This is a genomic window from Streptomyces sp. NBC_00414 (genome assembly GCF_036038375.1).
Classification (GTDB): Bacteria; Actinomycetota; Actinomycetes; order Streptomycetales; family Streptomycetaceae; genus Streptomyces.
On sequence record NZ_CP107935.1, the window covers coordinates 490,548 to 516,704 of the forward strand.

The window sequence follows — 26,157 nt, forward strand, 5'->3', positions numbered from 1 at the left end:
ACGGAACGGGGAGAGGCCTCCTCAGCAGTCGGCCGCCTGCGCGAGCCTCCCCCGTGTTGATCGGCCCCGAGACTAGGCCGGGCGCGCCACCTCCCGGTCCTGACAGATGTCAGGACCGGGCAGCTGCCGGGACCGTGTCCGATGCGACAGCGTCCTTGCGGAAAAGACTCGTCGTGGCGGGTGCCGTGATGGCAGGCTGAGAGACATGGCCAAGAGAATCGAGTCTTCCGTCCGCCTGTGAGCGAGACGCCCGGGCCCGCGCTGCCCGGACCCACGACCACACTGTTCGACCATGCGCTCGGGCTGCACCGCCTGACGCCGGACCAACCCCTGCCGCGCCAGGGGGCGTTGCCCGATGCGGTACGACGCCGACGCAGGGCACGGTCGACACGCCTGCCCGACCACGGGCGCGTCGGTATGGACGCCGCTGCCGTCCTCGACGGGTTCTTCGCCGAACCGAGCACCTCACCGCGCGAGTTGGCTGCCAGGCTTCACGGTGTCCACGTGCCGGTCCGCAGCAACGAGCACGTCGGTGCCGCCGTCCTGAGAGCACCGGCGGCCAGGGCCCGGGAGACCGGACGGTGGCTGATACGACACGGGAGAGACCCTGATGCCGTGGCCCTCGGACTGGCTCTGCTTGCCGAGGTCGCCACGGTGGACGACATCCCCGCAATCCAGACGATCGGCCTCTTCTCCAACGACTTCGGACCGCTCGCCGTGCAGGCCCTTGAACGCCTGCCGGGCAGTGCCGAGGCGCTGATCTGGCTCGCGGAGCGGGTGACCGCCTAGGGCCGGGTCCATGCCGTGGAGACGCTGTGCCGACACGTGGACGACCACCCGGCCGTCCGGCCATGGCTGCTGCGGCGAGCCGCCGACGGCGACTTCCTCAACAGCTACTTCGCCCACCTCATCGCCCGAACCGTCGGACTCCCCGATGCCATCGCGGAGTCCGGGGCTGACGCCGCACTCGTGGACCACACAGGACGCATCCTCCACGTCATGACGTATTGCGAGGGCATGGGCACATCCCTGCGCCACTACCCGCAGGCGGTCGACGTGCTGGAGGCTCACGTGCAGCACCTCGGGCATCTCGACCCGACATCCGAGCGCTGTTTCGTCGCAGCGACAGTCGCCGCCTATCTGGCCAGGGAGACGCCGCTGTGGTCCGACGATGTCGAACTCACGGCGCGTTGGCACCGGGTCGGGACGTCGTACCTCGCGCTGGCCCGCCACGCCGCCTGGTGTCACGTCATACGGGAGGGCCTCGTGGCAGGAGACAGCCGGATGACGTGGCTCGCGGACCACGTGGCGGCGGACCTCAGCCTACGGATCCTCTCCGACCACGAGTCGGGAGAAGAGGAATAGCCCGAACAGTGCACTCGCCGCCTTCGGCAGGGCGACAGCTGAGGTGCTCCGGTTCGGGCGGGCGGCCGCGAGATTCCCGACCGTCTCCTCTCAGACGGGGGCGAAGCGGGGCCTGTCGCGTGTTATGCGGCCTGGATGGCGGGTACCCGCCTGCCCGGCAATGAGCAGGGTCGGCAATGGACAGGGCGGGGGCCGGAGGAAAGGGAACCGTCGGTCCGGGCGGAGCATGAATCCGATTCGTGGATCGGGCGGCCGGCAGGACGACGTGTGGCGACCGGCTGGACCTGCGGTGACACTGGGGCGAGCGGCGCCTGACGATGGGTGGACCATGTATTTCGTTGAGGAAACGATCGAGGTCGCGGTCCCGGTGCGGGCCGCGTACAACCAGTGGACCCAGTTCGAGAGCTTTCCCCGGTTCATGACCGTGGTGAAGAAGGTCGAGCAGGTCCGGCCGGCCCTCGTCACCTGGACGCTCGCGGTCGGGCCACTGCGGCGCGAGTTCCAGGCCGAGATCGTGGAACAGGAGCCCGACTCCTATCTGACCTGGCGAAGCCTTGAGCGGCACACCGTTCATAGGGGCGAAGTGTCGTTCCGGCCCACCTCGGCGGACGGTACGGCCGTCACCGTCCGGATCGAGGTCGATTCGCCCGGCGCCACCGGTCTGCTCGGCGGTCTGCCCAGGCTGGTCGGCCGGGTCGTGCAGAGGGAGCTGCGGCATTTCAAGGCATACATCGAGGGGCTCGGCGCGGAGAGCGGGGCCTGGCGGGGAACCATCCGCGACGGACGCGTACGGCCCGAAGAACCGAAGCCTCCCAGGAGCCGGGTGGCCCACTGGCCCGTCGGCTGATGCCGCGGGCCACAGCAGCGTAGGTGAAAGGCAAACTGATGAAGAAGGCGCCCGGCGAGGAACCGAACGAGGCTCTGCGCGTCACCCCGCCGAAGAAGTGGGCCGCGGGCGTACCCGCGGTGATGCACGCATTGGAGTACTCCCTTGAGGAGACTTCCCTCCGGCGCACCGGCGAGACACTGCTGACCATGAACCAGGTGGGCGGCATCGACTGTCCCGGGTGCGCGTGGGCGGATCCCTCGCCGGGCCACCGGCATCGCAACGAGTACTGCGAGAACGGCGCCAAGCACATCAACGACGAGGCGACGTCGCGGCGCGTCACCGCCGACTTCTTCCGCGAGCACACGGTCTCCGAGCTGGGCCGGCGCTCCGACAAATGGCTGAACCAGCAGGGACGGCTCACCGAGCCGATGGTCAAGCGGCCCGGCTCCGACTCGTACGAGCCGATCAGCTGGCACGACGCCTTCGACCTGCTGGCTTCGGAGCTGAAGTCGCTCACCTCCCCCGACGAGGCGGTGTTCTACACCTCGGGCAGGGCCAGCAACGAGGCCGCGTTCATGCTGCAGCTGTTCGCCAGGGCGCTGGGGACCAACAATCTGCCCGACTGCAGCAACATGTGCCACGAGTCCAGCGGCTACGCGCTGCACGAGACGCTGGGTACGGGCAAGGGGACGGTCAGCCTCGACGACCTGCACCATGCCGACCTGATCTTCGTGGTGGGGCAGAATCCCGGGACCAACCACCCGCGCCAGCTGTCGGCCCTTGAGCAGGCCAAACGGAACGGCGCCCGCATCATCGCGGTGAACCCCCTGCCCGAAGCCGGGCTGCTGAGGTTCAAGAACCCGCAGAACCCCCGCGGGGTCATCGGACAGGGCACCGAGATCGCCGACCGGTTCCTGCACATCCGCAACGGTGGCGACCTCGCGCTGTTCCAGGGGATCAACCGGCTGCTGCTGGAGGCCGAGGACGCCCGGCCGGGCCAGGTGCTCGCCCGTGACTTCATCGACAGCGACACCAAGGGTTTCGAGGAGTTCGCCGAGCACGCCCGCACCATCGAGTGGAACGACATCCTCGCCGCGACCGACCTGACGCGCGAGGAGATCGAGCAGGTACGGGACGAGGTGCTGCGCAGCAAACGCGTCATCGTCTGCTGGGCGATGGGAATCACCCAGCACAAGCACGCCGTCCCCACCATCCGGGAGATCGTCAACTTCCTTCTGCTGCGCGGGAATGTCGGCCGGGCAGGCACCGGCGCCTGCCCGGTTCGCGGGCACAGCAATGTGCAGGGCGACCGCACGATGGGCATCTGGGAGCAGATGCCGGACGATTTCCTCGACTCGCTCCAGGAGGAATTCGGTTTCGATCCGCCGCGCGAGCACGGCCTCGACTCCGTGAACGCGATCAGGGCGATGCGTGAAGGCCGCGTCAAGTTCTTCCTCGCGCTGGCCGGCAACTTCGTCCGGGCCGCTCCGGACAGCGAGATCACCGAAGAGGCCGTGCGCAACTGCCGTCTGACGGCCCACATCTCCACCAAGCTGAACCGGTCCCACACCGTGTGCGGCGAGACCGCGCTCATCCTGCCCACCCTCGGCCGCACGGAAGTGGACGTCCAGGTCGACGGGGAGCAGTTCGTGACCGTCGAGAACTCGATGAGCGAGGTGCACACCTCTCAGGGCCGGCTGCAGCCGGCCTCGCCGCTCCTGCTGAGCGAGATCTCCATTCTGTGCCGGCTCGCCCGCCGCACCCTCGACGGCACGGCCGCCGGCATCCCGTGGGAGGAGTTCGAAGCGGACTACGGCGCGATCCGTGACCGCATCGCCCACATCGTCCCCGGACTGCACGACTTCAACCGGCGCGTGACCCGTCCCGGCGGTATCCAGCTGCCGAACGCGGTCAACGAGGGCGTCTACCACAACGACGTCGGCAAGGCGCTGTTCACCGCCAACGACTTCGCGATGCTGCGGGCCCCCGAAGGGCACCTGTTGCTGCAGACTTTGCGCTCCCACGACCAGTGGAACACCGTCCCGTACACGTCCAACGACCGCTACCGGGGTATTCACGGAAGCCGCAAGGTGGTGCTCGTCAACCCGGAGGACGTGGCCGGACTGGGCCTCTCCGAGGGGCAGCACGTCGACCTCGTCAGTGTGTGGACCGACGACGTCGAGCGGCGCGCCGAGGACTTCCGCGTGGTCCCCTACCCCACCACCCGGGGCTGTGCCGCCGCCTACTACCCCGAGACCAACGTCCTGGTGCCGCTGGACAGCGTGGCCGACAAGAGCAACCAGCCGACGTCGAAGGGGATCGTGGTCCGCCTGGAGCCCGTCGCGGCCCGGGTGGCCGCGTCACCGAGGTGAACCCTGCTGGTTGACAGCACTGGCCTGACGGCAGGACTCGCTGCGAGTCTCGGTGACAGTTGCCGTCAGGTCGCCTCCGTGGTGGGGATGACGACCATCCGGGTCACCGTGCCGTCCTCGCCCACCACGTCACGTACGTGCCGGAAGCCCAGCCGTCGGCACAGGGCGAGGCTCGCCTCGTTCTGGGCGCCCACCATGCCGTACGCCTCCTTCAGGCCGAGGTTGTCGGAGGCATGGCGCAGCAGGCCGTGGACGGCCTCGGTGCCCATGCCACGCCCCCAGTAGTCGGGGGCGAGGGCGAGGATGAGTTCGTGGCCGTCGACGTTGCCGGTCTTCTTCACCTCGGCGTGGCCGATGTACGTCCCCTGCCACCACACCCCCCACACGTCGAACCGCTGTGTGGGGTAGACGTCGTCGAGGATCTCCCGGAACGCCGTGCGCAGGTCGGCCTCGGGCACCATGTCCTGGCCCATCCAGTGGCACACCTCCTCGTTGCGCAGCAGGGCGACGAAGTGGTTCTCGTCCTCGGGGCGGTAGGCCGTGAACTCCAGCCGCTCGGTCTTCAGGGTGGGTGTCATCGGTGGGCTCCTGAGGGGTGGGGCGGTGGCAGGGGGCGTCGATCGCCGCCCCCTGCGCCCGTGGCTCGGCTTCGTGGGCGGGTCAGGCCTCCGCGTTGTCCATCCGCTCGCGCAGGCTGCGCGGACGCATGTCGGTCCACACCTCGTCGACGTAGGCGGAGCACTCCTCTTCGGTGCCCTCCTTTCCGACGGGCTGCCAACCGGCGGGCACCTCTACGTCGACCGGCCAGAGGGAGTACTGGTCCTCGTCGTTGCGCAGCACCTGGTGGCGGGTGTTCTCGTCCATGTCGTTCTCTCCTGTCGTGGGTCGGGGCGTGCACAGGGTCGTGAATGGGCTGGTGGTTGGGGTTCGTCCGTGGGTGTGGGGTGCCGGGGCACCGGGGCGGTGTGCGGTCACAGGCTCTCCCTGGCGTGCCGGGCGATGTGGCTCAGCGCTTCGGCGAACTCCCCCGCGACACGGCGCACGGTCGCCGGGTCGTGTGTGCCGGGGTGGTGGTGCCAGGTGAAGGCGAAGCGCCCGTCCCGTACCGCGCCGACCACCTCCAGCGGATGCGAACCGCTGTCCCTGGGGTCGTGGTCCTGGCCGAAGGAGCCGTGTTCGGTACGCACCAGGCCGCTGCCGGATGCGGCGGGGCGGGCGTCCCACTGGCCGAGGTAGTTGAAGACCACCTGCCCGTGTGCCGCGGCGCCGAGCCGTTCGCGCACCTCGGGCGGTCCGAAGGTGCGCAGGGCGCCGAAGCCCAGTCCGTTGCCGGGTACGGAGCGCAGCTGGCGGCGCACCGACTTCACCAGGGCACGCCAGTTCCGGGCGGAGCCGGGGCGGTCCGGTTCGGGCACCTGGAGGGCGACCGGGTGGATGGTGGTGAACCAGCCGACCGTGCGGGAGAGGTCCACGTCGTCCAGCAGGTCCTCGCGGCCGTGCCCTTCGAGGTCCAGGCGGACGCGGTCGCTCCCGGTCCAACGGGCCAGGGCCAGGGCCAGCGCGGCCAGCAGGACGTCGTTGACACGGGTGCGGTAGGCGGCCGGTGCGGCACGCAGGAGCACCGCCGTGTCCTCCTCCCCCAGTTCGAGGGTGAACGTACCGGCCTCCTCCGCGGCCGGGTCTGGGGTGGCTGTGGTTGAGGTTTCGGTTGCGGCCGGGAGTTGTTCGGCGGTCACGGCCTCCTCCCAGTAGGGCAGTTCGTGGTCCAGGCCGCCGTCGGCGACGTACCCGGCGAGCTTGTGGGCCCAGTCGCGGAACGAGGTGGTGCGCTCCCCCAGGCTCACGGGTTCGCCGCGCACGGCCTGCCGGTAGGCGGCCTCCAGGTCGTCGGCGAGGATCCGCCAGGACACGGCGTCCACGACCAGGTGATGGCCGACCAGGAGGAGAAAGGCCCGGCTGCCATCGTCGTTGCCCTTGTCCTTGCCGCCGCCATCGCCATCGCCCGCCGAGGCTTCGCCCAACGGGACGTCGCACGACTGGACTTCGCCTGACGGGGCTTCGTCCGCTGAGCCCTCCTCTGTCCGGGCCGCGTCCACGCCGGTGAACAGGGCCGCTCGCAGCAGCGGGCCCCGGCCGAGGTCGAAACCGGTGTGCAGATCGTCGGCGGCCTTCTTCATGGCCGCGTCGGCCTCCTCCGCCGACAGGTCCGACAGGTCGTACCGCACGAGGAACTCGTCCTTCTCGCCCCTCCTGCTCCCCTCGCCCTTCTCACCCGGCGGCGGGTTGAACTGATGCCAGCCTTCGGCGTCCTGGGTGAAACGCATGCGCAGCGCGTCATGGTGTTCCAGCAGGGCGTTCAGACCGCTCTCCAGGGCGGCGGGGTCGGGCTCGCCGTCGAGTTCCAGCAGCGCCGACTGGTTGAAGTGGGTGTGGTCGGCGCGCGGGGTCGTCAGGAACCACTCCTGGATCGGGGTGAGGGGCACCGCGCCGGTCGCCGGGCCGTCGCCGGTGTGCTGGGGAGCGGTGCCGACGACGGTGGCCAGTTCGGCGACGGTCTGGTGGGTGAACAGGTCCCGGGTGGCCAGGTGCAGCCCCTCGCGCCGCAGCCGGGAGACCACCTGCATGCTCAGGATGGAGTCACCGCCGAGGTGGAAGAAGTTGTCGTCCACGCCGATGTCCGCCACGCCGAGGACGTCCGTCCAGACGCCGGCGATACGGCGTTCGGTGTCGGTACGGGGTGCGGTACGCGGGCCCGTGGCGGCGCCGGTGTGCGCGGGGCCGGGGGCGGGCAGGGCCCGCCGGTCCGTCTTGCCGTTGGCGGTCAGCGGCAGCCGCTCCAGCGGCACGAACACGGCTGGGACCATGTGCGGCGGCAGCAGGGCGGCGAGGTGCTCGCGCAGTGCGGCGACCGGCAGGCCGTCCGCGCCGCCGCCGACGTCGCCGTTGGCACCGGCACTGTCACTGGCCAAGGAGTCGCCGTCGGCACTGGCATCGGCGCGGGCGGGGACGACGTACGCCACCAGCCGTCCGGGGCCGTCGGACGGCTGTCCGTCCGGGCCGTCGCTGCGTACGACGACCACCGCGTCGCGCACATGCGGGCTGCGGCGCAGCGCGCTCTCCGTCTCTCCCGGCTCGATGCGGAAACCGCGCAGCTTGATCTGGTCGTCCGCGCGGCCGACGAAGCGCAGTTCGCCGTCGGCGCCGCGACGCACCAGGTCGCCGGTGCGGTACATGCGTTCTCCCGCCGCGCCGGACGGGTCCGCGACGAACCGCCGGGCGGTCAGACCCGGTCGGTGGAGGTAGCCGCGGGCCAGTCCCGGACCGGCCACGTACAGTTCCCCGGTCACGCAGGGCGGGACGGGGCGCAGGGCGGCGTCGAGGACGTACACGCGGGTGGCGCCCGCCGGGCGGCCGATCGGCGGAGGGCCGCCCGCCGGGCTCAGCGGGCCGGTCCAGGTGGCGACGACGGTGGCCTCGGTGGGTCCGTAGGAGTTGATCATCCGGCGGCCGGGCGCCCATCGCTCCACGAGATCGGCGGGGCAGGCTTCGGCGCCGACGATCAGGGTGCGCAGGTGCGGCAGGTTCCCGGCGGTCTCCGGCGCCACGGTGGCCAGCGCGGCCGGCGGGATGAGGGTGTGGCTGATGCGGCGCTCGGCGAGCACCTGCGCCAGCCGTTCACCGATCAGCGGCCCCTCCTCCCCCGTGATCAGGGTGGCGCCGCTGAGCAGGGACACGCACAGTTCGAGGACGGAGGCGTCGAAGCTGGGCGAGGCGAACTGCAGCACCCGGTCGCCGGGGCCCGCCGCGTACCGTTCGGCGGCGGCCTCCACGAACCCTGCCAGACCCCGGTGCGTGACCGTGACTCCCTTCGGCGTCCCGGTGGACCCGGAGGTGTAGATGACGTACGCCGGATGGTCGGGGGTGAGGGCGGTGGTGCGGTCGGCGTCGGTGGGCGCGGTGTCCGGGCCGTCCGGCAGCCCCGTCGCCCGGCCGTCCGGCACCCCCGTCGCCGCGCCGTCCGCCGCCCATATCTCCGCCGGATCGTCGATGACCACCCGGGCGCCCGCATCACGGATCATGAACTCCCTTCGCTGCTCCGGGTAGTTGGGGTCGACGGGCAGGAACGCGGCGCCCGCCTTGGCGACGGCGAGCTGCGCCACCACCGTCTCGGCGCCCCGGGGCAGGGCGAGGGCCACGACATCCTCCGGGCCGACCCCACGGGCGATGAGCCGGTGGGCGAACCGGCCGGCGGCGCGGCCGAGTTCGGCGTACGTCAGCTGCCGTCCCGCGTCCTCCAGCGCAACCGCGTCGGGGGTTCCGGCCACCTGCCGCTCGAAGAGATCCGGCAGTGTGGCCACCGGTACCGGACGGGGCGTGCCCCGCCCTTGGTCCAGAAGGGCTTTCAGGTCCTCGTCGGAGGCGAGCGGCAGGGCGCCGAGCGGGCGGTGCGGGTCGTCGGCCACGGCGGTCAGCAGTGTGGCGAGCTGGTCGGCCAGGTGCCCTGCCGTGGCCTCGTCGAACAGGTCGGTGTTGTAGGTGAGCAGGCCGTGCAGCGCGCCGGAGTCCGCTTCGGCGAACTCCAGGGTGAGGTCGAACGCGGCGTGCTGGAGCTCCGTCTCCACGCCGGACACCGTGAGGCCCGGCAGATCGAGGTCGGCGGCCGGGGTGTTCTGCAGGACGACCATCACCTGGAACAGCGGGGTGCGGCTGGTGTCGCGCACCGGGCCGACCTCGTCCACCACCTGCTCGAACGGCACCTCCTGGTGGGCGAAGGCGTCCAGGACGGTCCGTCGGACGTCGTCGAGGAACTCGGCGAACGGACGCTCGGGCTCGACCTCGGAGCGCAGCACCAGGGTGTTGACGAAGAAGCCGATCAGCTGCTGGATCTCGGCCTGCTCGCGGCCGGAGGTGACGGTGCCGACCGCGATGTCCCGGCTGCCGCAGAGCCGGGCCAGGAAGGTCTGGGCGGCGGCGACCAGTGTGGTGAAGAGGGTGGCTCCCCGGTCCCGGCCCACCTGCCCGAGACGGCGCGCGGTGCGGGGCGGCAGCGACAGCCGGGCACTCGCACCCGAGCGGGTACGGATCGCCGGGCGGGGCCGGTCGGTGGGCAGGTCCAGCGGCTCGATGTCCGCCAACTGCTCCTTCCAGTAGTCCAGTTGCCGGTCGTGCCCGCTCACGGTGCGCTGCCAGTGGGCGTAGTCGGCGTACTGCACCGGCAGCGGCGGCAACGGCTCGGTGGCCGGGTCCAGTTCGGCCCGGTAGAGGTGGGCGAGATCGCCGGTGAGGACGGCGGTCGACCAGCCGTCGGTGATGATGTGGTGGAGCGTGAGCGTCAGGACGTGCTCGTCGCCGGCCAGCCGGATCAGGCCGGCCCGCAGCAGGGGGCCCTCGCGCAGGTCGAAGGGGAGGGCGCGGTCGGCCGCGAGCCGCTTCTCCAGGCGGACCGTGCGGTCGCCCTCGGGCAGCCCCGAGAGGTCGTCGAGCGGCAGCGGCACCTCCATCGGCGGCCCGACGACCTGCACTCCCCGGCCGTCCACGGTGTCGAAGGTGGTACGCAGCGACTCGTGCCGGGTCACCAGCTTCCTCAGTGCCGCCGCGAGGGCGCGCGTGTCGAGCCGGCCGCGCAGGCGCAGCGCCAGGGCGGTGACGTACTCGGTGCCGCCGGGCGCGAACTCCTCCAGGAACCACAGGCGCTGCTGCGCGTACGACATCGGTGCCGCCGCGTCCCGGTCCACCGGACCGATGACGGGACGCCCCTGGTCCGCGGTCCGGTCGCCGGTGAGCAGTTCGGCGAGCGCGGCGGGCGTCGGGTGGGTGAACACGACACGCGGCGAGAGGGTGGTGCCGAACTCCTCGGCCAGGCGGGAGGCGAGGCGGATGCTGAGGATGGAGTCGCCGCCCAGCGCGAAGAAGTCGTCCTCCACGCCCGGCGGTCGCCCGCCCAGCACGTCCGCGAAGACCTCGACGGTACGGCGTTCGGCGTCGGTGCGCGGTTCGCTCCGCCTGCCCCGTCCCGGGCCGGTGTCCGCCTCCGGGGCCGGGAGGGCGGCGTGGTCCACCTTGCCGTTGCCGCTCAGCGGGAGGGCCGTCAGCGCGACGAACGCGGTGGGCACCAGGTAGTCGGGCAGCGTGCGGCCGGCGTATGCGCGCAAGTCCTCCGTGTCGTGTCCGGCCGGGCCGACGACGTAGGCGACCAGGCGGCGGGCGCCGGGCCGGTCCTCGCGGGCCACGACCGCCACGTCGGCGACGCCCGGGTGGGCCGCCAGTACGGCCGCCACCTCGCCGGGCTCCACCCGGAAGCCACGGATCTTCACCTGGTCGTCGGCGCGGCCCAGGAACTCGACCGTGCCGTCCGGGAGGCGCCGGGCCAGGTCGCCCGTGCGGTACATCCGGGTGCCGTGCGGCCCGAGGGGGTCCGCGAGGAAGCGGCGTGCGCTCTCGCCGGGGCGGCCCAGGTAGCCGCGTGCCACGCCCTCACCGGCCACGTACAGCTCGCCCGCGCAGCCCGGCGGGACGGGGCGCATCCGCGCGTCCAGGACGTGGACCCGCTTGTCGTCCAGCGGTCGGCCGACGGGGACGGTGTCGGGGACGGCCGCCGCGTCGTCGAGGGCGTGCGACGTGGCGAAGGTCGTGGTCTCGGTCGGTCCGTAGCCGTCCACCACGGTCAGGCCGGGGCAGGCGGCCAGTACGCGTCGTACGGCCGCGGCGGGGACCACGTCGCCGCCGGTCCACACCTGGCGCAGGCCCGCGAAGCAGTCCGGCGCGTCCTGCGCCAGAAGCCGGAAGAGCCCGGCCGTCAGCCACAGGGAGGTCAGGCCTGCGTCGGCGGAGTGCCCGGCGTCCCGGGCTCGCCCGCCCTCACCGACTGGGCCGCCCGGCCCGCCCGGTTCGTCGCCCCCGGCTCGTACGCTCCTGCCGATCAGTCGGCGCAGCAGGTCCGCGTCCACCGTCCGGCCGGGGGTCACGACCACGCAGCCGCCGGTCAGCAGGGGTGCCCACGCCTCGAAGGTGGCGGCGTCGAACGCGACCGGTGAGTGCAGCAGCACACGGGCGCACATCCCGTCGGCGAAACGGCTGTCGGTGGCCAGCGACGCCACGTCGCGGTGGCGCACCGCCACGGCCTTCGGCAGGCCGGTGGATCCGGAGGTGAACATGACGTAGGCCAGCCGGTCGGGATCCGCCGCCACGGCGGCCGTTCGCACCGGGGGATCGTGGCGGGCCGCGGTGACGTCCTCGGCGGTGAGCCGGGCCCTGACCCCCGCCTGGGCCAGCATCATCCGCCGCCGCTCCTCGGGGGCACGGGCGTCGACGGGCACGTACGCGCCGCCGGCCTTGAGGACGGCGAGCTGGGCGACGACGAGTTCGGCGCCGCGGTCCATGAGCAGCGCCACTCCGTCCTCGGCGGCCAGTCCGTCCGCGAGCAGGCGTGCGGCCACGCGGTCGGACCAGTCGGCGAGTTCGCGGTAGGTCACCCGCCGGTCGCCGTCGTCCAGGGCCGGGGCGTCCGGGGTACGGCGGGCCTGCTCCGCGAACAGGCCGACCGGGCTGCGCGGCTCCGTCCGGCGGGCGGTGGTGTTCCACTCCTCCAGCAGCCGCCTGTCCTCGGTGGTGAGCGGATCGAGGTCGCGTACGTCCGCGTCGATGCCGTCGGCGAGTCGGGTGAACAGGGTCGCCAGACGAGCCGTCGCCTGTTCCATCGTGCCGCGGTCGAAGAAGGCGGGGTCGTAGGCCAGGTCGAAGCCGAGCCGGTCGCTCAGGTGGGCGCGCAGGCACAGCGGGAAAGTGGTGGCGTCGTCGGCGCGCACCTCGGCGACTCCCACTCCCGTCCGGGCGGCGGCCGACTCGTCGACCGGATAGTTCTCGAACACCACCATGCTGTCGAACAGGGCCTGCCCAAAGGGGACTTCGGTCAGTGTCTGGATACGGGCGAGGGAGAGGAAGTCGAAACGCCGGTCCTCGCTCTGCGCCTCCTGAAGACCGCGCAGCCAGCCCAGGACGCCGTCGTTCCGGACCCGTATCCGGGTGGGCACGGTGTTGATGAACATGCCGATCATCGTGTCGACGCCCGGCAGTTCGGCGGGCCGTCCGGAGACGGTCGTACCGAACACGATGTCGTCGCGTCCGCTGTAGCGGGCCAGCAGCAGGGCCCAGGCTGCCTGCACCACGGTGTTGACGGTCAGTCCGGCGCGGGCCGCCGTCTCCCGCAGCCGCCGCGACACGTCCGCGTCGAGCGCGTGGTGGACGGACTCGGCGGAGCGGGCCCGGTGGGCCTCGGCGGGGGTGCGGTCGTAGGGCAGCGGGGTGCGTTCGGCGAATCCGGCGAGGGCATCAGCCCAGTGGCGTTCGGCCGCGTCCTCGTCCTGCTCGCGCAGCCAGCGTACGAAGTCCGCGAACGGCCGCCGTACGGGCGGCGCGGTGTCCTGGCCGCCGGTGAGCGCGGCGTACCGCTCGCACACCTCGGTGAGCAGCTGTCCGGTGCTCCAGCCGTCGAGGATGAGGTGGTGCGAGGACCACAGCAGCAGGACCTCGTCGCCGGGCAGGGCGGCCAGGGTGATCCGGGTGAGCGGCGCGGCGGTCAGTTCCATGCCCGCCGCACGGTCCTCGGCGAGCAGCCGTTCCGTCGCCTCCGCCCGCTGCCCGGGCGTCAGTTCGCGCCAGTCCAGGTGGGTCACGGGCAGTTCCACACGGTGGTGGACGACCTGCACGGGGTGCGGCAGGCCCTGCCAGTGGACGCCGGTGCGCAGGACCGGGGTGCGGTCGGCGACCTGCTGCCAGGCCGCCGCGAACGCCCTCGGGTCGGCAACTCCGGTCAGCCGTACGGCCGTACGGTCGAAGTAGGCGCCGGCCGTGTCGACCAGCCCGTGGAAGAGCATGCCGGACTGCAGGGGTGTCAGCGGCAGGACGTCCGCCACGTGCCGACCGTCGCCCACCAGCCGGTCGAGCTGCTGCTGGGAGAGGTCGGCGAGGGGGAAGTCGGAGGGGGTGCGGCCGCCCGCGTCCGGGTCGGCGCAGTGCGTCGCGATGTCGCGGAGCGCCGCGCACATCTCCTCGGCGAGGTGCCGCACGGTGGACTCGTCGTAGACGGCCGGCGGGTAGGTCCAGCCGAGTTCGAGCCGGCCGTCCTGGACCACGCCTGTGATGTCCAGCAGGTAGGGGCGGGGTTCGTCCGGGTCGCTGTCGCGGCCGGCCGGCGGGAGCGCCGCCCGGTACAGGCCGTCCTCGGCGGCGCTCCCCGCGTCCCAGCGCCCGTGGTAGTTGAACCCGACCTGAGGGTGCGGGGTGTGGGCGAGCGGACTGTCCGGCGGCAGGTGGCGCAGGGCGCCGTGGCTGAGGCCGTGCAGCGGCACCGCGCGCAGTTGCTCCTTGACCGAGCGCAGGGTGGCCCGCCAGCCGGCGTCCGGCGCGACGGTCAGCGCGAGGGGGAACTCGGCGGTGAACCAGCCGACGGTCCGGGACAGGTCCACGTCGTCGAACAGGTCCTCACGACCGTGCCCCTCCACCCCGACGAGAACGGTGTCGCGGTCGCACCAGCGGGCCAGCGTGCGGCCGAGCGCGCTGAGCAGCACGTCGTTGACCTGGGTGCGGTAGACGTCGGGGACCCGGCGCAGCAGCGCCCCGGTCTCCTCGGGTGCCAGCGTCACGGTGACGGTGGCGGCGGTGCCGTGGGTGTTGGGGCCGGGTCGCCCGGCGGGCAGGTCGGCCGGGGCCGCGGCGGTGCGGGTCCAGTGCGCGAGGTCGGCGTCCAGGGCACCGGCTCGTGTGTGCTGCTCCAGCCGCGCCGCCCAGCGCCCGTACGCGGTGCCCGTCGGGGGAAGTTCGACGGGCCGACCGGCAGCGGCGGCGCGGTGAGCGGCCTCCAGGTCGCCGAGCAGGATGCGCCAGGAGACGCCGTCGACGACCAAGTGGTGGACGATGAACAGTAGTTGGGCGGGGCGCTCCGGACCGCGGTCGAAGAGCAGGACGCGTACGACGCGGCCCTCGGTGGGATCGAGCGCCCGCTGTGCGGCGTCCGCCGCGCGCTGCACCTGTGCATCCAGCTCCGGTGCGTCCAGGTGGGCCATGTCGTGGCGCGTGAGGACGCCGTGCGGCGCTTGCGGCAGCACCCGCTGGCGCCAGCCGTCGTCGGTGTGCCGGAAGAGGGTCCGCAGGGCCGGGTGATGGCCCACGAGGACGTCTACCGCTTGCTCCAGCGCCGACAGGTCGGTGCCGACGGCGAGTTCCAGCCGCTGGGTCATGGTGAAGCGCAACGCGTCACCGGGACGCCGGTGGTCGAGGTACCAGCGCTGGATCGGCGTCAGCGGGGACTCAGCAGGCGGGGATTCATCCGTGTCGGCCGTCGGCCGGGGCGCCGACTCGGACACGCGCAGGGCGAGTTCGGCGACACTCTGGTGGCGGAAGACGTCCTTGGTGGTCAGGGCGAGGCCCGCCCGGCGGGCGCGGGAGACGATCTGGATGCTGAGGATGGAGTCGCCGCCGAGCGCGAAGAAGTTGTCGCGGGCGCCGACCCGCTCCACGCCCAGCACCTCCGCCCAGATGGCCGCCAGCCGCTCCTCCGTGCCGGGGCGGGGTGCCACGTACGGGGTGCCGCTGTCGGGCTGTGCCAGTGGCGCGGGCAGCGCGCGGCGGTCGGTCTTGCCGCCGCTGGTGCGCGGTATGCGGGTCAGCGGCACGAACGCGGTGGGCACCATGTGGTCCGGCAGCGTCCGCCGCAGCCGCACGCGCAGGTCTTCGGCGGAAGCGGGTCGGTCACCGGTGGGCACGACGTAGGCCACGAGCATCGTGCGTCCGCCGTGCTCGCGGGCGGCCACGGCGGCGTCGGTGACGTCCGGCAGCGCGAGCAGGGCGGCCTCCACCTCGCCGGGCTCGATTCGGAACCCACGGATCTTGACCTGCTCGTCGGCCCGGCCCAGGAACTCCAGTTGCCCGGACGCGTCCCAGCGGGCGCGGTCGCCGGTGCGGTACATCCGCTCCCCCGGCGCCCCGAACGGGTCGGCGAGGAAGCGGGCGGCGGTCAGGCCGGGCCGGTTCAAGTAGCCGCGGGCCACCTGCGCCCCGGCGAGGTACAGCTCGCCCGGTACGCCGGGCGGGACCGGACGCAGGGCGCGATCGAGGACGTGGGCCCGCAGGTTGCGGCCCGGGCGGCCGATGACCGGGCGGGCGCGATGGTCGGCGCAGCGGCCGTAGACGGCGTCGACGGTGGTCTCGGTGGGGCCGTACATGTTGTACGCGGTGACACCGAAGTCGGCCTGTGCCGCGCACAGTTCGGCCCAGGTGTCGGGTCCGACCGCCTCGCCGCCCACCAGCAGCAGGCGCGGGTGGTGGCGGCCGGGGGCGAGGAGTCCGGCGGCGGTGAGTTCACGGAGGAAGGACGGGGTGACGTTCACCAGGTCCAGTTCCCGCTCGTCGACCTGGGCGCAGAACGCCTCCGGGTCCAGGCGTACGTCCTCGTCGACGAGGTGGACCTCCTGGCCGAGGGCGAGCAGCAGCGGCCCCTCCCACGAGGTGTCGAAGGAGAAGGAGGCACTGAGCGCGGCCTTGAGCCGTCGCCCGTCGGCGGTGTGCGGGGCGACGAGCCCTTCCTGGTGGTCGTGGCAGAGGTTGACCAGGTGGCGGTGTTCCACGGTCACACCCTTGGGGCGGCCGGTGGAGCCGGAGGTGTAGATGATGTAGGCGGCGTTGTCCGGGTGCAGCGGGGCCAGCCGGTCGCCGTCGGTGGGGTCGTGGGCGGGCAGTCGGTCCCAGGGCATCGCGTGCAGGGTGTCGGCCGTCAGGACCGTGTGCGGCGCCGCGTCCGCGAGGAGGAACGCGACGCGCTCCTCGGGCAGGTCCGGGTCGACGCAGAGCAGGGTGCCGCCCGCCTTGAGCACGGCGAACACGGCCACCACCAGCTCCGGGGTGCGCGGCAGCCGTACGGCGACCACGCGCTCCGGGCCGACGCCCTGGGTGATCAGCTGGTGGGCCAGCCGGTTCGCCCGCTCGTTCAGGTCAGCGAAGGTCAGCGTCTCGTCGGCCGGCGTTTCATAGTTCAGCGTCTCATCGTTCAGCGTTTCGCCTCGGGCCACGAGGGCGGTCGCGTACGGCGTGCGCGCGGCCTGTGCCTCGAACAGGGCGGGGAAGTGGGTGTCAGGCGTGGCCAGTCGTCCGCCCTGCCACTCGTCGAGCACCTGCCGCTGTTCGTCGGCCGTCAGCAGTGGCAGCGCGTGGGCGTCCCGGTGCGGTTCCTCGACCGCCGCCTCCAGCAGCATTCGCAGCCGTACGGCGAGGCGTTCGGCGGTGTGCGCGTCGAACAGGCCGGTGTCGTACTCCAGGTAGCCGGTGACACCGCCGTCGTTCTCGACGAAGTCGAAGGCCAGGTCGAAGGCGGCGTGCCGGACGGGCGGCGTGAGCGGTTCCACGTCCAGGCCCGGCAGATCGAGTGTCTCGGCGCCCAGGTTGTGCAGCGCCACCATGACCTGGAACAGCGGGGTGCGGCTGGTGTCGCGTTCGGGCCGGAGTGCGTCCACCAGCTTCTCGAACGGCACGTCCTGGTGGGCGAACGCGTCCAGGACGGTGGCGCGGACCCGCTCAAGCAGCGCGCGGAACGACAGTCCGGGCTCCACCCGGTTGCGCAGCACCAGGGTGTTGACGAACATGCCGACCACGTCGTGGAGTTCGGACCGTTCCCGGCCCGCCGTGACCGTACCGACGGCGATGTCCTCCTGGTCCGCCCAGCGCGAGAGCAGGACCGTGCAGGCCGTCAGGAGGGTCATGTAGAGGGTGGCGTCGGCCTCGCGGCCCGTCGCGCGCAGCCGTTCGGTGAGCGCGGCGGGGAGGGTGAAGGTCACCAGGGCGCCGTCCCGGTCGCGCACGGCGGGGCGCGGCCGGTCGGTGGGCGGTTCGAAGGGAGCGACTCCGTCCAACGTAGCCCGCCAGTAGGCGAGTTGCTCGTCCTCCTGGTCGGTGCGGGCGCGCTGCCAGGCGGCGAAGTCCGCGTACCGCACGGGCAGGTGCGGCAGCCGGGGCGTACGGCTCTCGATGGCGGCCGTGTACAGCTCGCCCAGGTCCCGGCCGAGCACGCCGACCGACCAGCCGTCGGTGACGATGTGGTGGACGGCCAGGACGAGGACGTGCTCGTCCTCGGCGAGGCGTGCGAGCCGGGCGCGCAGGAGAGGTCCGGCGCCCAGGTCGAAGGGGACGGACGCCTCGCGTTCGACGAGGGCGTCCAGAGCCTGTACGGCATCCAGGGAGTGCAGGCGGTCGCGGGCGCCGGTGAGGTCGTCCAGCGGCAGGTCCACCGGGTACGGCGGGTGGGCCACCTGCCGGGCCTGGCCGTCCTGCCCGGCTCCGGCTCCAGGTCCGGGGCCGGGGCCGTATCCGGGGCCGTATCCCCGTCCGGGTCCGGCTTCGGCGAAGGTGGTGCGCAGCGCCTCGTGGCGGGCCACCAATCCGTCGAGGGCGGCCCGCAGGGCGTCGATGTCGAGCGGGCCGCGCAGGCGCAGCACGGACAGGGTCGTGTACTCGGTGCTGCCCGGCTCGAAGCGGTCGAGGAACCACAGCCGCTGCTGCGCGTACGACAGCGGCGCCGGGGTGCCCGGGTCCACGGCCGGGATGACGTCGACCGGCGGGGTGTCGTCATCAGCCAAGTCGCCGAGGGCGGCGGCCAGGGCGGACAGCGTCGGATGGGTGAACAGCAGTCGGGGCGAGACCTCCTCGCCGAAGGCGGCGCGCAGCCGTGAGACGACCCGGACGGCGAGGATCGAGTCGCCGCCGAGGGCGAAGAAGTCGTCGTCGGCACCCACCTCGTCGGTGTCGAGGACGTCCGCCCAGGCGGCGGCGACCGCACGCTCGGCGGGTGTACGCGGCGCGACACGCTCGGTGTCCGTGGCGAAGCCGTCCGGTCCGGGCGCGGGCAGCGCGCGCCTATCGAGCTTGCCGTTGACGGTCAGCGGCAGGGCCGTCAACGGTACGTAGGCGGCGGGCACCATGTGCGCGGGGAGGAGCCGCTCCAGGTGAGAGCGGAGGTCGGCGGCGGGCGGTGGTTCGGCCCCGCCCCGCCCGACGACGTGGGCCACCAGCCGGCGGGTCCCCGAGCCGTCCTCGTACACGCCCACCGCCGCCGCGCCGACGCCCGGGTGGGTGTGCACGGCGGCCTCGATCTCGCCGGGTTCGATGCGGTAGCCGCGGATCTTCACCTGCTGGTCGGCGCGGCCCAGGTATTCCAGCGTGCCGTCGGCCCGGCGGCGGGCCCGGTCGCCGGTGCGGTACATCCGCTCCCCCGGCACTGCGAACGGATCGGCGAGGAAGCGCGTCGCGGTCAGGCCGGGCCTTCTCAGGTAGCCGCGGGCCAGGCCCTCCCCCGCCACGTACATCTCGCCCACGGCTCCCGGCGGTACGGGGGCCAGGTCGTCGTCGAGGACGTGGACGCGCAGGTCGGGTATGCCGGTGCCGATGGGGCTCGCGGCACCCGTGCGGGATGTCGTGCGGTCCAGCGGCTCGTATGTGACGTGCACGGTGGTCTCGGTGATGCCGTACATGTTGACCAGGCGTGGCGCGGTGTCGGGGTGGCGTGTGTACCAGTCGGCGAGCCGGTCGACGTCCAGGGCCTCGCCGCCGAACACCACCGTTCGCAGGGCGAGTTGGGCGCCGAGTTCGGGGTGTTCGGCGTCGGCGCGGGCCAACTGGTGGAAGGCGGACGGGGTCTGGTTGAGGACGGTGACCCGCTCCTCGGCGAGCAGGCGCAGGAAGTCCTCCGGGGAGCGTGCGGTGTCGTCGGGGACGACGACGAGCCGGCCGCCGTGCAGCAGGGCGCCCCACAGCTCCCACACGGAGAAGTCGAAGGCGTAGGAGTGGAACAGCGTCCACACGTCCGTCCCGTCGAAGCCGAACCAGTGGCGGGTGCGGGTGAACAGGCGCACGACGTTGGAGTGCGGGACGACCACGCCCTTGGGCCGGCCGGTGGAGCCGGAGGTGTAGATGGCGTAGGCGGGGCTCTGCGGCAGAGGGCGGCGGGGGTGGTCCGGGCCGGTGGCGGGGCGGCGGGCGAGGTCGGACAGTACGTCGGGGGCATCCAGTACGAGGAGCGGGACGGCGGTGCCCCGCGTGCGTTCGGCGGCCTCGGTGGTGGTCACCAGGATCACGGGGGTGGCGTCGTCCAGCAGGTGGGTGACGCGTTCGGCGGGCAGGTTCGGGTCGATGGGCAGATAGGCGGCGCCCGTCTTCAGTACGGCCAGGATCGCCACGACGAGGTCCGCCGAGCGGGGCAGGGCGAGGGCCACGAACCGCTCGGGTCCGGCGCCGGCCGCGGCCAGCCGGTGGGCGAGACGGCCGGCGGCGGCGTCGAGCGTGGCGTAGTCGAGGTGGTCACTGCCGCAGGTGACGGCGGTGGCGTCGGGGGTGCGGGCGGCCTGGGCCTCGAAGAGGTCCACCAGGGTGTCCGCCGGCCGGCCGCGCTCGGTGCCGTTGAAGTCGACGAGCATCCGCCGCCGTTCCTCGGCGGTCGTCCAGGCCAGGGCTCGCAGCGGCCGGTCGGGGTTCTCCGCGATCTCGGTGAGGAGAAGGCGGAGGCGTCCGGCGAGCGCCCGGACGGTACCGGCGTCGAACAGGTCGGGGTCGTAGGCAAGGTCGAAGCCGAGCCGCTCCCCCTGGTAGGCGCGCAGCACGAGGGGGTAGTTGGTGGCGTCCCGGGAGGTGACGTCCACCAGACGTACTCCGGAGCCGGAGGTACGGGCCGCGTCGAAGGGGTAGTTCTCGAAGGCGACCATGCTGTGGAAGAGCGGGGTGCCGGACGGCACGTCGCTGAGGGCGGTCAGTTCCGCGAGGGAGGCGGCCGCGAAGCGCCTCGACTCGGCCTGTACGTCCTGGAGTTCGCGCAGCCAGTCGGCGGCCGGGCGGTGGCCTTCGACCCGGACGCGGGTGGGCACGGTGTTGATGAACATGCCCACCATCGACTCCACGCCGGGCAGTTCGTCGGGGCGCCCGGAGACGGTGGTGCCGAACACCACGTCCCGTTCGGCGCTGTGGCGGGACAGCAGCAGCGCCCAGGCACCCTGGACCACGGTGTTCACGGTCAGCCCCGCCTCGCGCGCGGTGCGGGCCAGCGTCGCGGACACCGCGTCGGACAGCTCGGCCGTGTGGACGTCCGCCGACCGGCTCTCGTGCGCGCCGGTCAGGGGTCGGTCGACGGGCAGCGGTGTCGGAGTCGCGAACCCGCCGAGCGTCTCACGCCAGTGCGCACGCGCGGCCTCGGAGTCCTGGTCGGCCAGCCAGCGCACGTAGTCGGCGAAGGACCGGCGCACGGGCGGGCTCGGCGCGCCGCCGACTGTGAGCGCCGCGTACTCCTCGAACACCTCCGTCAGCACCTGGGCCAGGCTCCAGCCGTCGAGTATGAGGTGGTGGGAGGTCCACAGCAGGTGCAGCCGGGCGTCGGGCAGCCGGACGAGGGTGAGCCGCATCAACGGTGCCGAGGCGAGGTCGATGCCCTGCGCGAGGTCGTCGGCCCGGAGCCGGTCGAAGCGGTCGGCGCGCTCCCGCGGCTCCGTCTCCCGCCAGTCGTGATGGGTGACCGGTACGCGTACGTCCCGGTGGACGACCTGGAGCGGCACGGGCACGTCCTGCCACACCACCGAGGTCCGCAGCGCGGGTGTGCGGTCGGTGACCCGCTGCCAGGCCGCCGCGAAGCCGTGCGGGTCGGATACGCCGTCCAGGAGCAGGGCGGCCTGGTCCACGTACACGTCGTCGGGGCCGCCGACCAGGCGGTGGAAGAGCATGCCCTCCTGGAGCGGGGTGAGCGGGAGCAGGTCCTCCACCGCGCGGCCGTCGCCGACGAGGCGGTCCACGGCGGCCTGGTCCAGGCGGGCGAGGGGGAAGTCGGACGGGGTCCGGCCACCTGTGCCGGGGCGCGCGCAGTGTTCGGCGATCGCGGCCAGCGCCGCCGTCATGCCCTGCGCCAACTCCCTTACCGTGTCGGCCTCGTGGGCCTGGTCGCTGTAGTGCCAGGTGATCTCCAGCTCGCCGTCGGCGACCACGGCGGAGATGTCGAGCAGATGGTCGAGGGGTTCGTCGGCCGCCATGTCGAGGCCGGGCACGTCGGCGGCCGGTGCGAAGTCCGTTCCGGCGGTGGTGTCCCACTGCCCGTGGTAGTTGAAGCACACCTGGGGCAGCGGCACGTCCCGCAGGGCGCGGGCAGCCGGGTCGGGCGAACCAAGGCGGGCCAGCGCCTCGTAACTCAGTCCGCGCCGGGGCACGGCCCGCAGCCGCTCCTTCACGGCCTTCAGCGTGCCGCCCCAGTCGGGTGCGTCCGGCAGTCCGCCCGGAGTGAGGGTGACAGGGTACTGGGAGGTGAACCAGCCCACCGTGCGGGACAGGTCCGGCCCCTGGCCGAGGTCCTGTCCCCCGCCCACGGCCAGTTCCTCGCGTCCGTGGCCCTCCAGTGCGACGGTCACCCGCTCGGTGCCGGTCCAGTCGGCGAGGACCCTGCCCAGCGCGCCGAGCAGGACGTCGTTGACCTGTGTGCGGTAGGCGGCGGGAACCCGGCGGAGCAACGCCTCGGTGGTGGCGCGGTCCACCCGGGTGCGGACGGTGTGCACGGTTCCGGCGAGTGGGACGCCGGGGCGGTCCACGGGCAGCGGAGTACGCGGCTGGGTGGCCTCGGCCGTCCAGTACGGCAGGTCGTCGTCCAGGTCGCCTGCCCGTACTCGGCGGGAGAGGTGTGCGGCCCAGTCGGTGAACGGCGTGGCGACGGGCTCCAGTTGGATCGTCTCGCCCGCCGACGCCTGCCGGTAGGCCTGCTCCAGGTCGGTCAGGAGAATCCGCCAGGACACGCTGTCCACGGCCAAGTGGTGCGCTGTGACGAACAGTTGGGGGCGCCGGCCGGGCGGGGGCAGGAGCAGGGCGGCGCGCAGCAGGGCACCGTTCGCCGGGTCGAGGGCGGCGCGGGCGGAGTCTGCTGCCGCACGGCGGGCATCGGCGAGGTCCAAGTCCGCGACACGGAACAGGTCATGACGGTCCATCAGCTTGGAGGCCGGGCCTTCGCCGGGGTGCTGACGCCAGGTGTCACCGGCACCATCGGTGTCACGGGTGTCGCCGGAAGCACCGATGCCGCCGGTGCGGGCGAAGCGCGTACGCAGCGCCGGATGGTGGACGGCCAGCGCCTCCACGGCGCGCTCCAGGGCGGGCTCGTCGACGTCGTACGGCAGGTCGAGCAGCATCGACATGCTGAAGTGCCGTGGGTTGCCCTGCGGGTCGGTGTGTGTGGCGAGGTACCACTCCTGGACCGGGGTCAGCGGCGCGGGCCCGTCCTCGCTCGGCCGTCGGGGTGCGGGCACCTCGGCGGTGCGCAGGGACGCGGCGGCGACGAGGTCGGCGACGGTCTGGTGGCGGAAGACGTCCCGCGAGGTCAGGCGCAGACCGGCCGCGCGGGCGCGGGAGACGGCCTGGATGCTGAGGATGGAGTCGCCGCCGAGTTCGAAGAAGTTGTCGGTGACGCCCACGCGCGTGACGCCCAGCGCCTCCGCCCAGATAGCGGCCAGCTTCTCCTCGTCAGGGGTGCGCGGTGCGACGAACTCCCTTTCGCGCAGGACCGCTTCGAGGTCGGGGGCGGGCAGGGCACGGCGGTCCAGTTTGCCGCTGGTGGTCAGCGGCAGCGCGTCCAGGACGGTGAACGTGGACGGAACCATGTGGTCGGGCAGGACGTGCCGGCAGGCGGCCCGCAGCTCCGCGGGGGCGGGCGGTTCCGTGCCCGGGCCGGGTACGACGTAGGCGGCCAGGCGCAGGTGGCCGTGCGTGTCGGCGACCGCGACGACCGCCGCGCCGGTGAGGTCCGGCAGGTCGAGGAGGGCCGCCTCGACTTCGCCCGGCTCGATGCGGTGGCCGCGTACCTTCACCTGGTCGTCGGCGCGACCGAGGTAGTCGAGACGTCCGTCGGGGGTCCAGCGGGCCAGGTCGCCCGTGCGGTACATGCGGGTCCCGGGCGGACCGTACGGGTCGGCGAGGAAGCGCCGGGCGGTGAGCCCTGGCCGTCCCGCGTACCCGCGGGCCACCTGCTCGCCCGCCAGATACAGCTCGCCGCCGACGCCGGGCGGCACCGGCCGGAGGCGGTCGTCGAGAATGTACGCGCGGACGTTGGGCAGCGGACGGCCCACCAGAGGGCGCCCGTCGCCCTCGATGCGGCAGGCCAGGGCGTCGACCGTGCATTCGGTGGGCCCGTAGAAGTTGTACGCGGCCACGTCCCGGTGGCCGGCCAGCTCGCGCCACAGGCCGGGGCCGATGGCCTCGCCGCCGAGCATCAGGACGCGCGGGTGGTGGCGCGGGTCGGTGAGCAGTCCGGCGGGCAGCAGCTGGCGCAGGTAGGAGGGGGTGAGATCGAGGAAGTCGACGCGGTGCTCGACGACGTACTCGACCAGGGCGGCGGCGTCGAGCCGGGTCCTCTCGTCGACCAGGTGCAGCGGGTGGCCGTCGGCCATCAGCAGCACGCCCTCCAGCGAGGTGTCGAAGGAGAACGACGCGGTCAGCGCCACCCTCAGCGGGCCGCCGCCCGCGTCGGCGACGAAGCCCTCGCGATGCCCGGCCAGCAGGTGGGCGAGCGAGCGGTGGGTCACGGCGACACCCTTGGGCCGGCCGGTGGAGCCGGAGGTGTAGATGACGTACGCGGTGGTGTCCGGGTCCAAGGGAACGGCCGGGTCGGTATCCCGATCCGGGGCGGCCGGGCCCGTCTCCGGGTCTGGAGCGGACGAACCTGCCTCCGGGTCCGGAGCTGTTCCCCCGCCGATCCCCGCCCCGGTCGCCCCCGCGGACCCGAACAGCTCGCGCAGTACCGCCTCGTCCAGCACCAGCGTGGGCCGCGCGTCGTCCAGGAGGAAGCTCACGCGCTCCTCGGGCAGGGCGAGGTCGAGGGGCAGATAGCCGGCGCCGGACTTCCAGACGGCGAGCATCGCCACGATCATGTCGGCGGTACGCGGCAGACGCAGCGCCACCAGGCGTTCGGGGCCCGCGCCTTGGGCGATGAGGTGGTGGGCGAGCCGGTTGGCGCGCGTGTTGAGCGTCGCGTAGTCGAGGCGGTCGTCCCCGGCGACCAGGGCGGTGGCGTGCGGGGTGCGATGCGCCTGCCGGGCGAAGAGTTCCGGGCAGGTGACGGCGGGGACGGGCAGCGCGGTGCCGTTCCACTCCTCAGTGATCCAGCGGGCCTCGTCGGGGCCGAGCAGGGGCAGCGAACCCAGCGGGCGGTCCGGCGCGGTGGCCGCACCCTCCAGGGTGCGCAGCAGTTGGTCGGCCATCCGATGGGCGGTGCCCGTGTCGAACAGGTCGGTGCGGTACTCCAGCAGGCCGGTCAGCCCGTCGCCGTCGGGGACGAACTCGACGCTGAGGTCGAAGGTGGCCGCCTGCCGGGGCACGGGGACCGGGGTGGCGGTCAGTTCGCGCAGGGCGGGGGCCGTGGGCGGCGCCGGGTGGAGAAGGACCATCACGTCGAACAGGGGGTTGCGGCCCGCCTCACGGTGTACGCCCACGGCCTCCACCAGCCGCTCGAACGGCGTGTCGCCGTGTGCGAAGGCGTCGTTGACGGTGGTGGCGGCGGCCCCGAGCAGGTCGCGGAAGGAGCCGTCCGTGTCCACGGGGGTGCTCAGGACGACGGTGTTGGCGAAGAAGCCGACGGTTCGTTCCAGGTCCGTGCGGGAGCGGCCCGGAGTCAGGGAGCCGACGGTGATGTCGTCCTGTCCGGACCAGCGGGCCAGCAGGGACTGGCAGCCGGCGACCAGGGAGGTGAACAGGGTGGTGTGCTGCTCGGCCGCCAGCTTCCGCAGCCGTGCGGTGGTGTCCGCGGGCACGGTGAAGGTGTGCACGGCGCCCGCACCGGACTCCTCGCCGTCGCGGGGGTGGTCCAGCGGCAGCCGCGTCGGAGCGGCGCCCGACAACTTGTCCGTCCAGTAATCGAGTTGGCGCTCCATGCGAGGGCCGGACAGCTGTTCGCGCTGCCAGGCCGCGAAGTCCGGGTACTGCGTCGCCACCGGCTCCGGCGCGGGCGCCGCGCCCCGGGCGCGGGCGTCGTAGGCGGCGCACAGTTCGTCCAGCACGATCCCCATCGACCAGCCGTCGGTGATGATGTGATGGGCCGTCAGTAGCAAGGTGTGCGCGGTGTCCGACTCGCGCAGGAGCAGGGCACGCAGCAGCGGACCGGTGCCCAGGTCGAAGGGCCGGTCGTACTCCGCGAGCAGGGCCGCCTCCAGGGCGTACGACGGCGTGTCGGTCACCGGCAGTGGCACCGGGGCCGCCGGTCGTACCGTCTGCGCGGGGCGCCCGTCGCTCTCCTCGAAGGTGGTGCGCAGCGCCTCGTGCCGCTCGACGACGGTGTCCAGGGCGCGGGAGAGGGCGGTGCGGTCGAGCGGGCCGGTCAGCCGCAGGGCGACGGCGCTGTTGTAGCGGGAGTCGCCCGGGCGCAGCCGGTCCAGGAACCACAGCCGCTGCTGGGCGAAGGACAGGGGCAGCGGCCGGGTGCGGTCGGCGTGCGGGATGCCCCGGCGGGCGGCGGCTGCCCGGCCGGCGAGCCGGCGGCGCATCGCCTCCTGGAGGTCCTCGGGCAGGGCCTCGGTGCGGTTTCGCTTCGAAGACGTCATGGTCTGC

At 73.0% G+C, this 26,157-nt stretch carries 7 protein-coding genes; 4 read left to right on the forward strand and 3 right to left on the reverse strand.

The window, feature by feature from the left end; all coding sequences use genetic code 11:
* The first annotated feature begins 237 nt into the window (after nt 1-237).
* The 4 genes from OHS59_RS02320 to OHS59_RS02335 all read left to right on the forward strand — a co-directional run bounded on the left by OHS59_RS02320 (nt 238) and on the right by OHS59_RS02335 (nt 4,566).
* Entirely contained in the window at nt 238-789 is a 552-nt protein-coding gene (locus OHS59_RS02320) for a hypothetical protein (RefSeq protein ID WP_328491690.1), read from the forward strand.
* A gap of 36 nt (nt 790-825) precedes the next feature.
* On the forward strand, nt 826-1,365 hold the full coding sequence (locus OHS59_RS02325; RefSeq protein ID WP_328491691.1) for a hypothetical protein: 540 nt from the start codon (nt 826-828) through the stop codon (nt 1,363-1,365).
* A gap of 328 nt (nt 1,366-1,693) precedes the next feature.
* Nucleotides 1,694-2,212 (forward strand): SRPBCC family protein, encoded by a 519-nt coding sequence (locus tag OHS59_RS02330; RefSeq protein WP_328491692.1) that lies wholly within the window; start codon nt 1,694-1,696, stop codon nt 2,210-2,212.
* A gap of 38 nt (nt 2,213-2,250) precedes the next feature.
* Nucleotides 2,251-4,566, forward strand: a complete 2,316-nt coding sequence (locus OHS59_RS02335) for an FdhF/YdeP family oxidoreductase (protein ID WP_328499017.1) — start codon at nt 2,251-2,253, stop codon at nt 4,564-4,566.
* A 65-nt stretch (nt 4,567-4,631) separates the two neighbouring features.
* On the opposite strand, the gene OHS59_RS02340 is transcribed toward OHS59_RS02335, so the two are convergent.
* The 3 genes from OHS59_RS02340 to OHS59_RS02350 all read right to left on the reverse strand — a co-directional run bounded on the left by OHS59_RS02340 (nt 4,632) and on the right by OHS59_RS02350 (nt 26,150).
* Nucleotides 4,632-5,144, reverse strand: a complete 513-nt coding sequence (locus OHS59_RS02340; RefSeq protein WP_328491693.1) for a GNAT family N-acetyltransferase — start codon at nt 5,142-5,144, stop codon at nt 4,632-4,634.
* 82 nt (nt 5,145-5,226) lie between these two features.
* A complete protein-coding gene (locus OHS59_RS02345) occupies nt 5,227-5,430 on the reverse strand; it encodes an MbtH family protein (protein ID WP_328491694.1) in 204 nt (67 codons plus the stop codon).
* Between the two features lie 107 nt (nt 5,431-5,537).
* Nucleotides 5,538-26,150 (reverse strand): non-ribosomal peptide synthase/polyketide synthase, encoded by a 20,613-nt coding sequence (locus tag OHS59_RS02350; RefSeq protein ID WP_328491695.1) that lies wholly within the window; start codon nt 26,148-26,150, stop codon nt 5,538-5,540.
* Between the last annotated feature and the right edge of the window lie 7 nt (nt 26,151-26,157).

Excerpts from the sequence above, each read along its gene's own strand:
- OHS59_RS02340 (WP_328491693.1), bottom strand. The coding sequence starts at position 5,144 with ATGACACCCACCCTGAAGACCGAGCGGCTGGAGTTCACGGCCTACCGC.
- OHS59_RS02350 (WP_328491695.1), bottom strand. The coding sequence starts at position 26,150 with ATGACGTCTTCGAAGCGAAACCGCACCGAGGCCCTGCCCGAGGACCTC.
- OHS59_RS02335 (WP_328499017.1), top strand. The coding sequence starts at position 2,251 with ATGAAGAAGGCGCCCGGCGAGGAACCGAACGAGGCTCTGCGCGTCACC.
- OHS59_RS02330 (WP_328491692.1), top strand. The coding sequence starts at position 1,694 with ATGTATTTCGTTGAGGAAACGATCGAGGTCGCGGTCCCGGTGCGGGCC.
- OHS59_RS02345 (WP_328491694.1), bottom strand. The coding sequence starts at position 5,430 with ATGGACGAGAACACCCGCCACCAGGTGCTGCGCAACGACGAGGACCAG.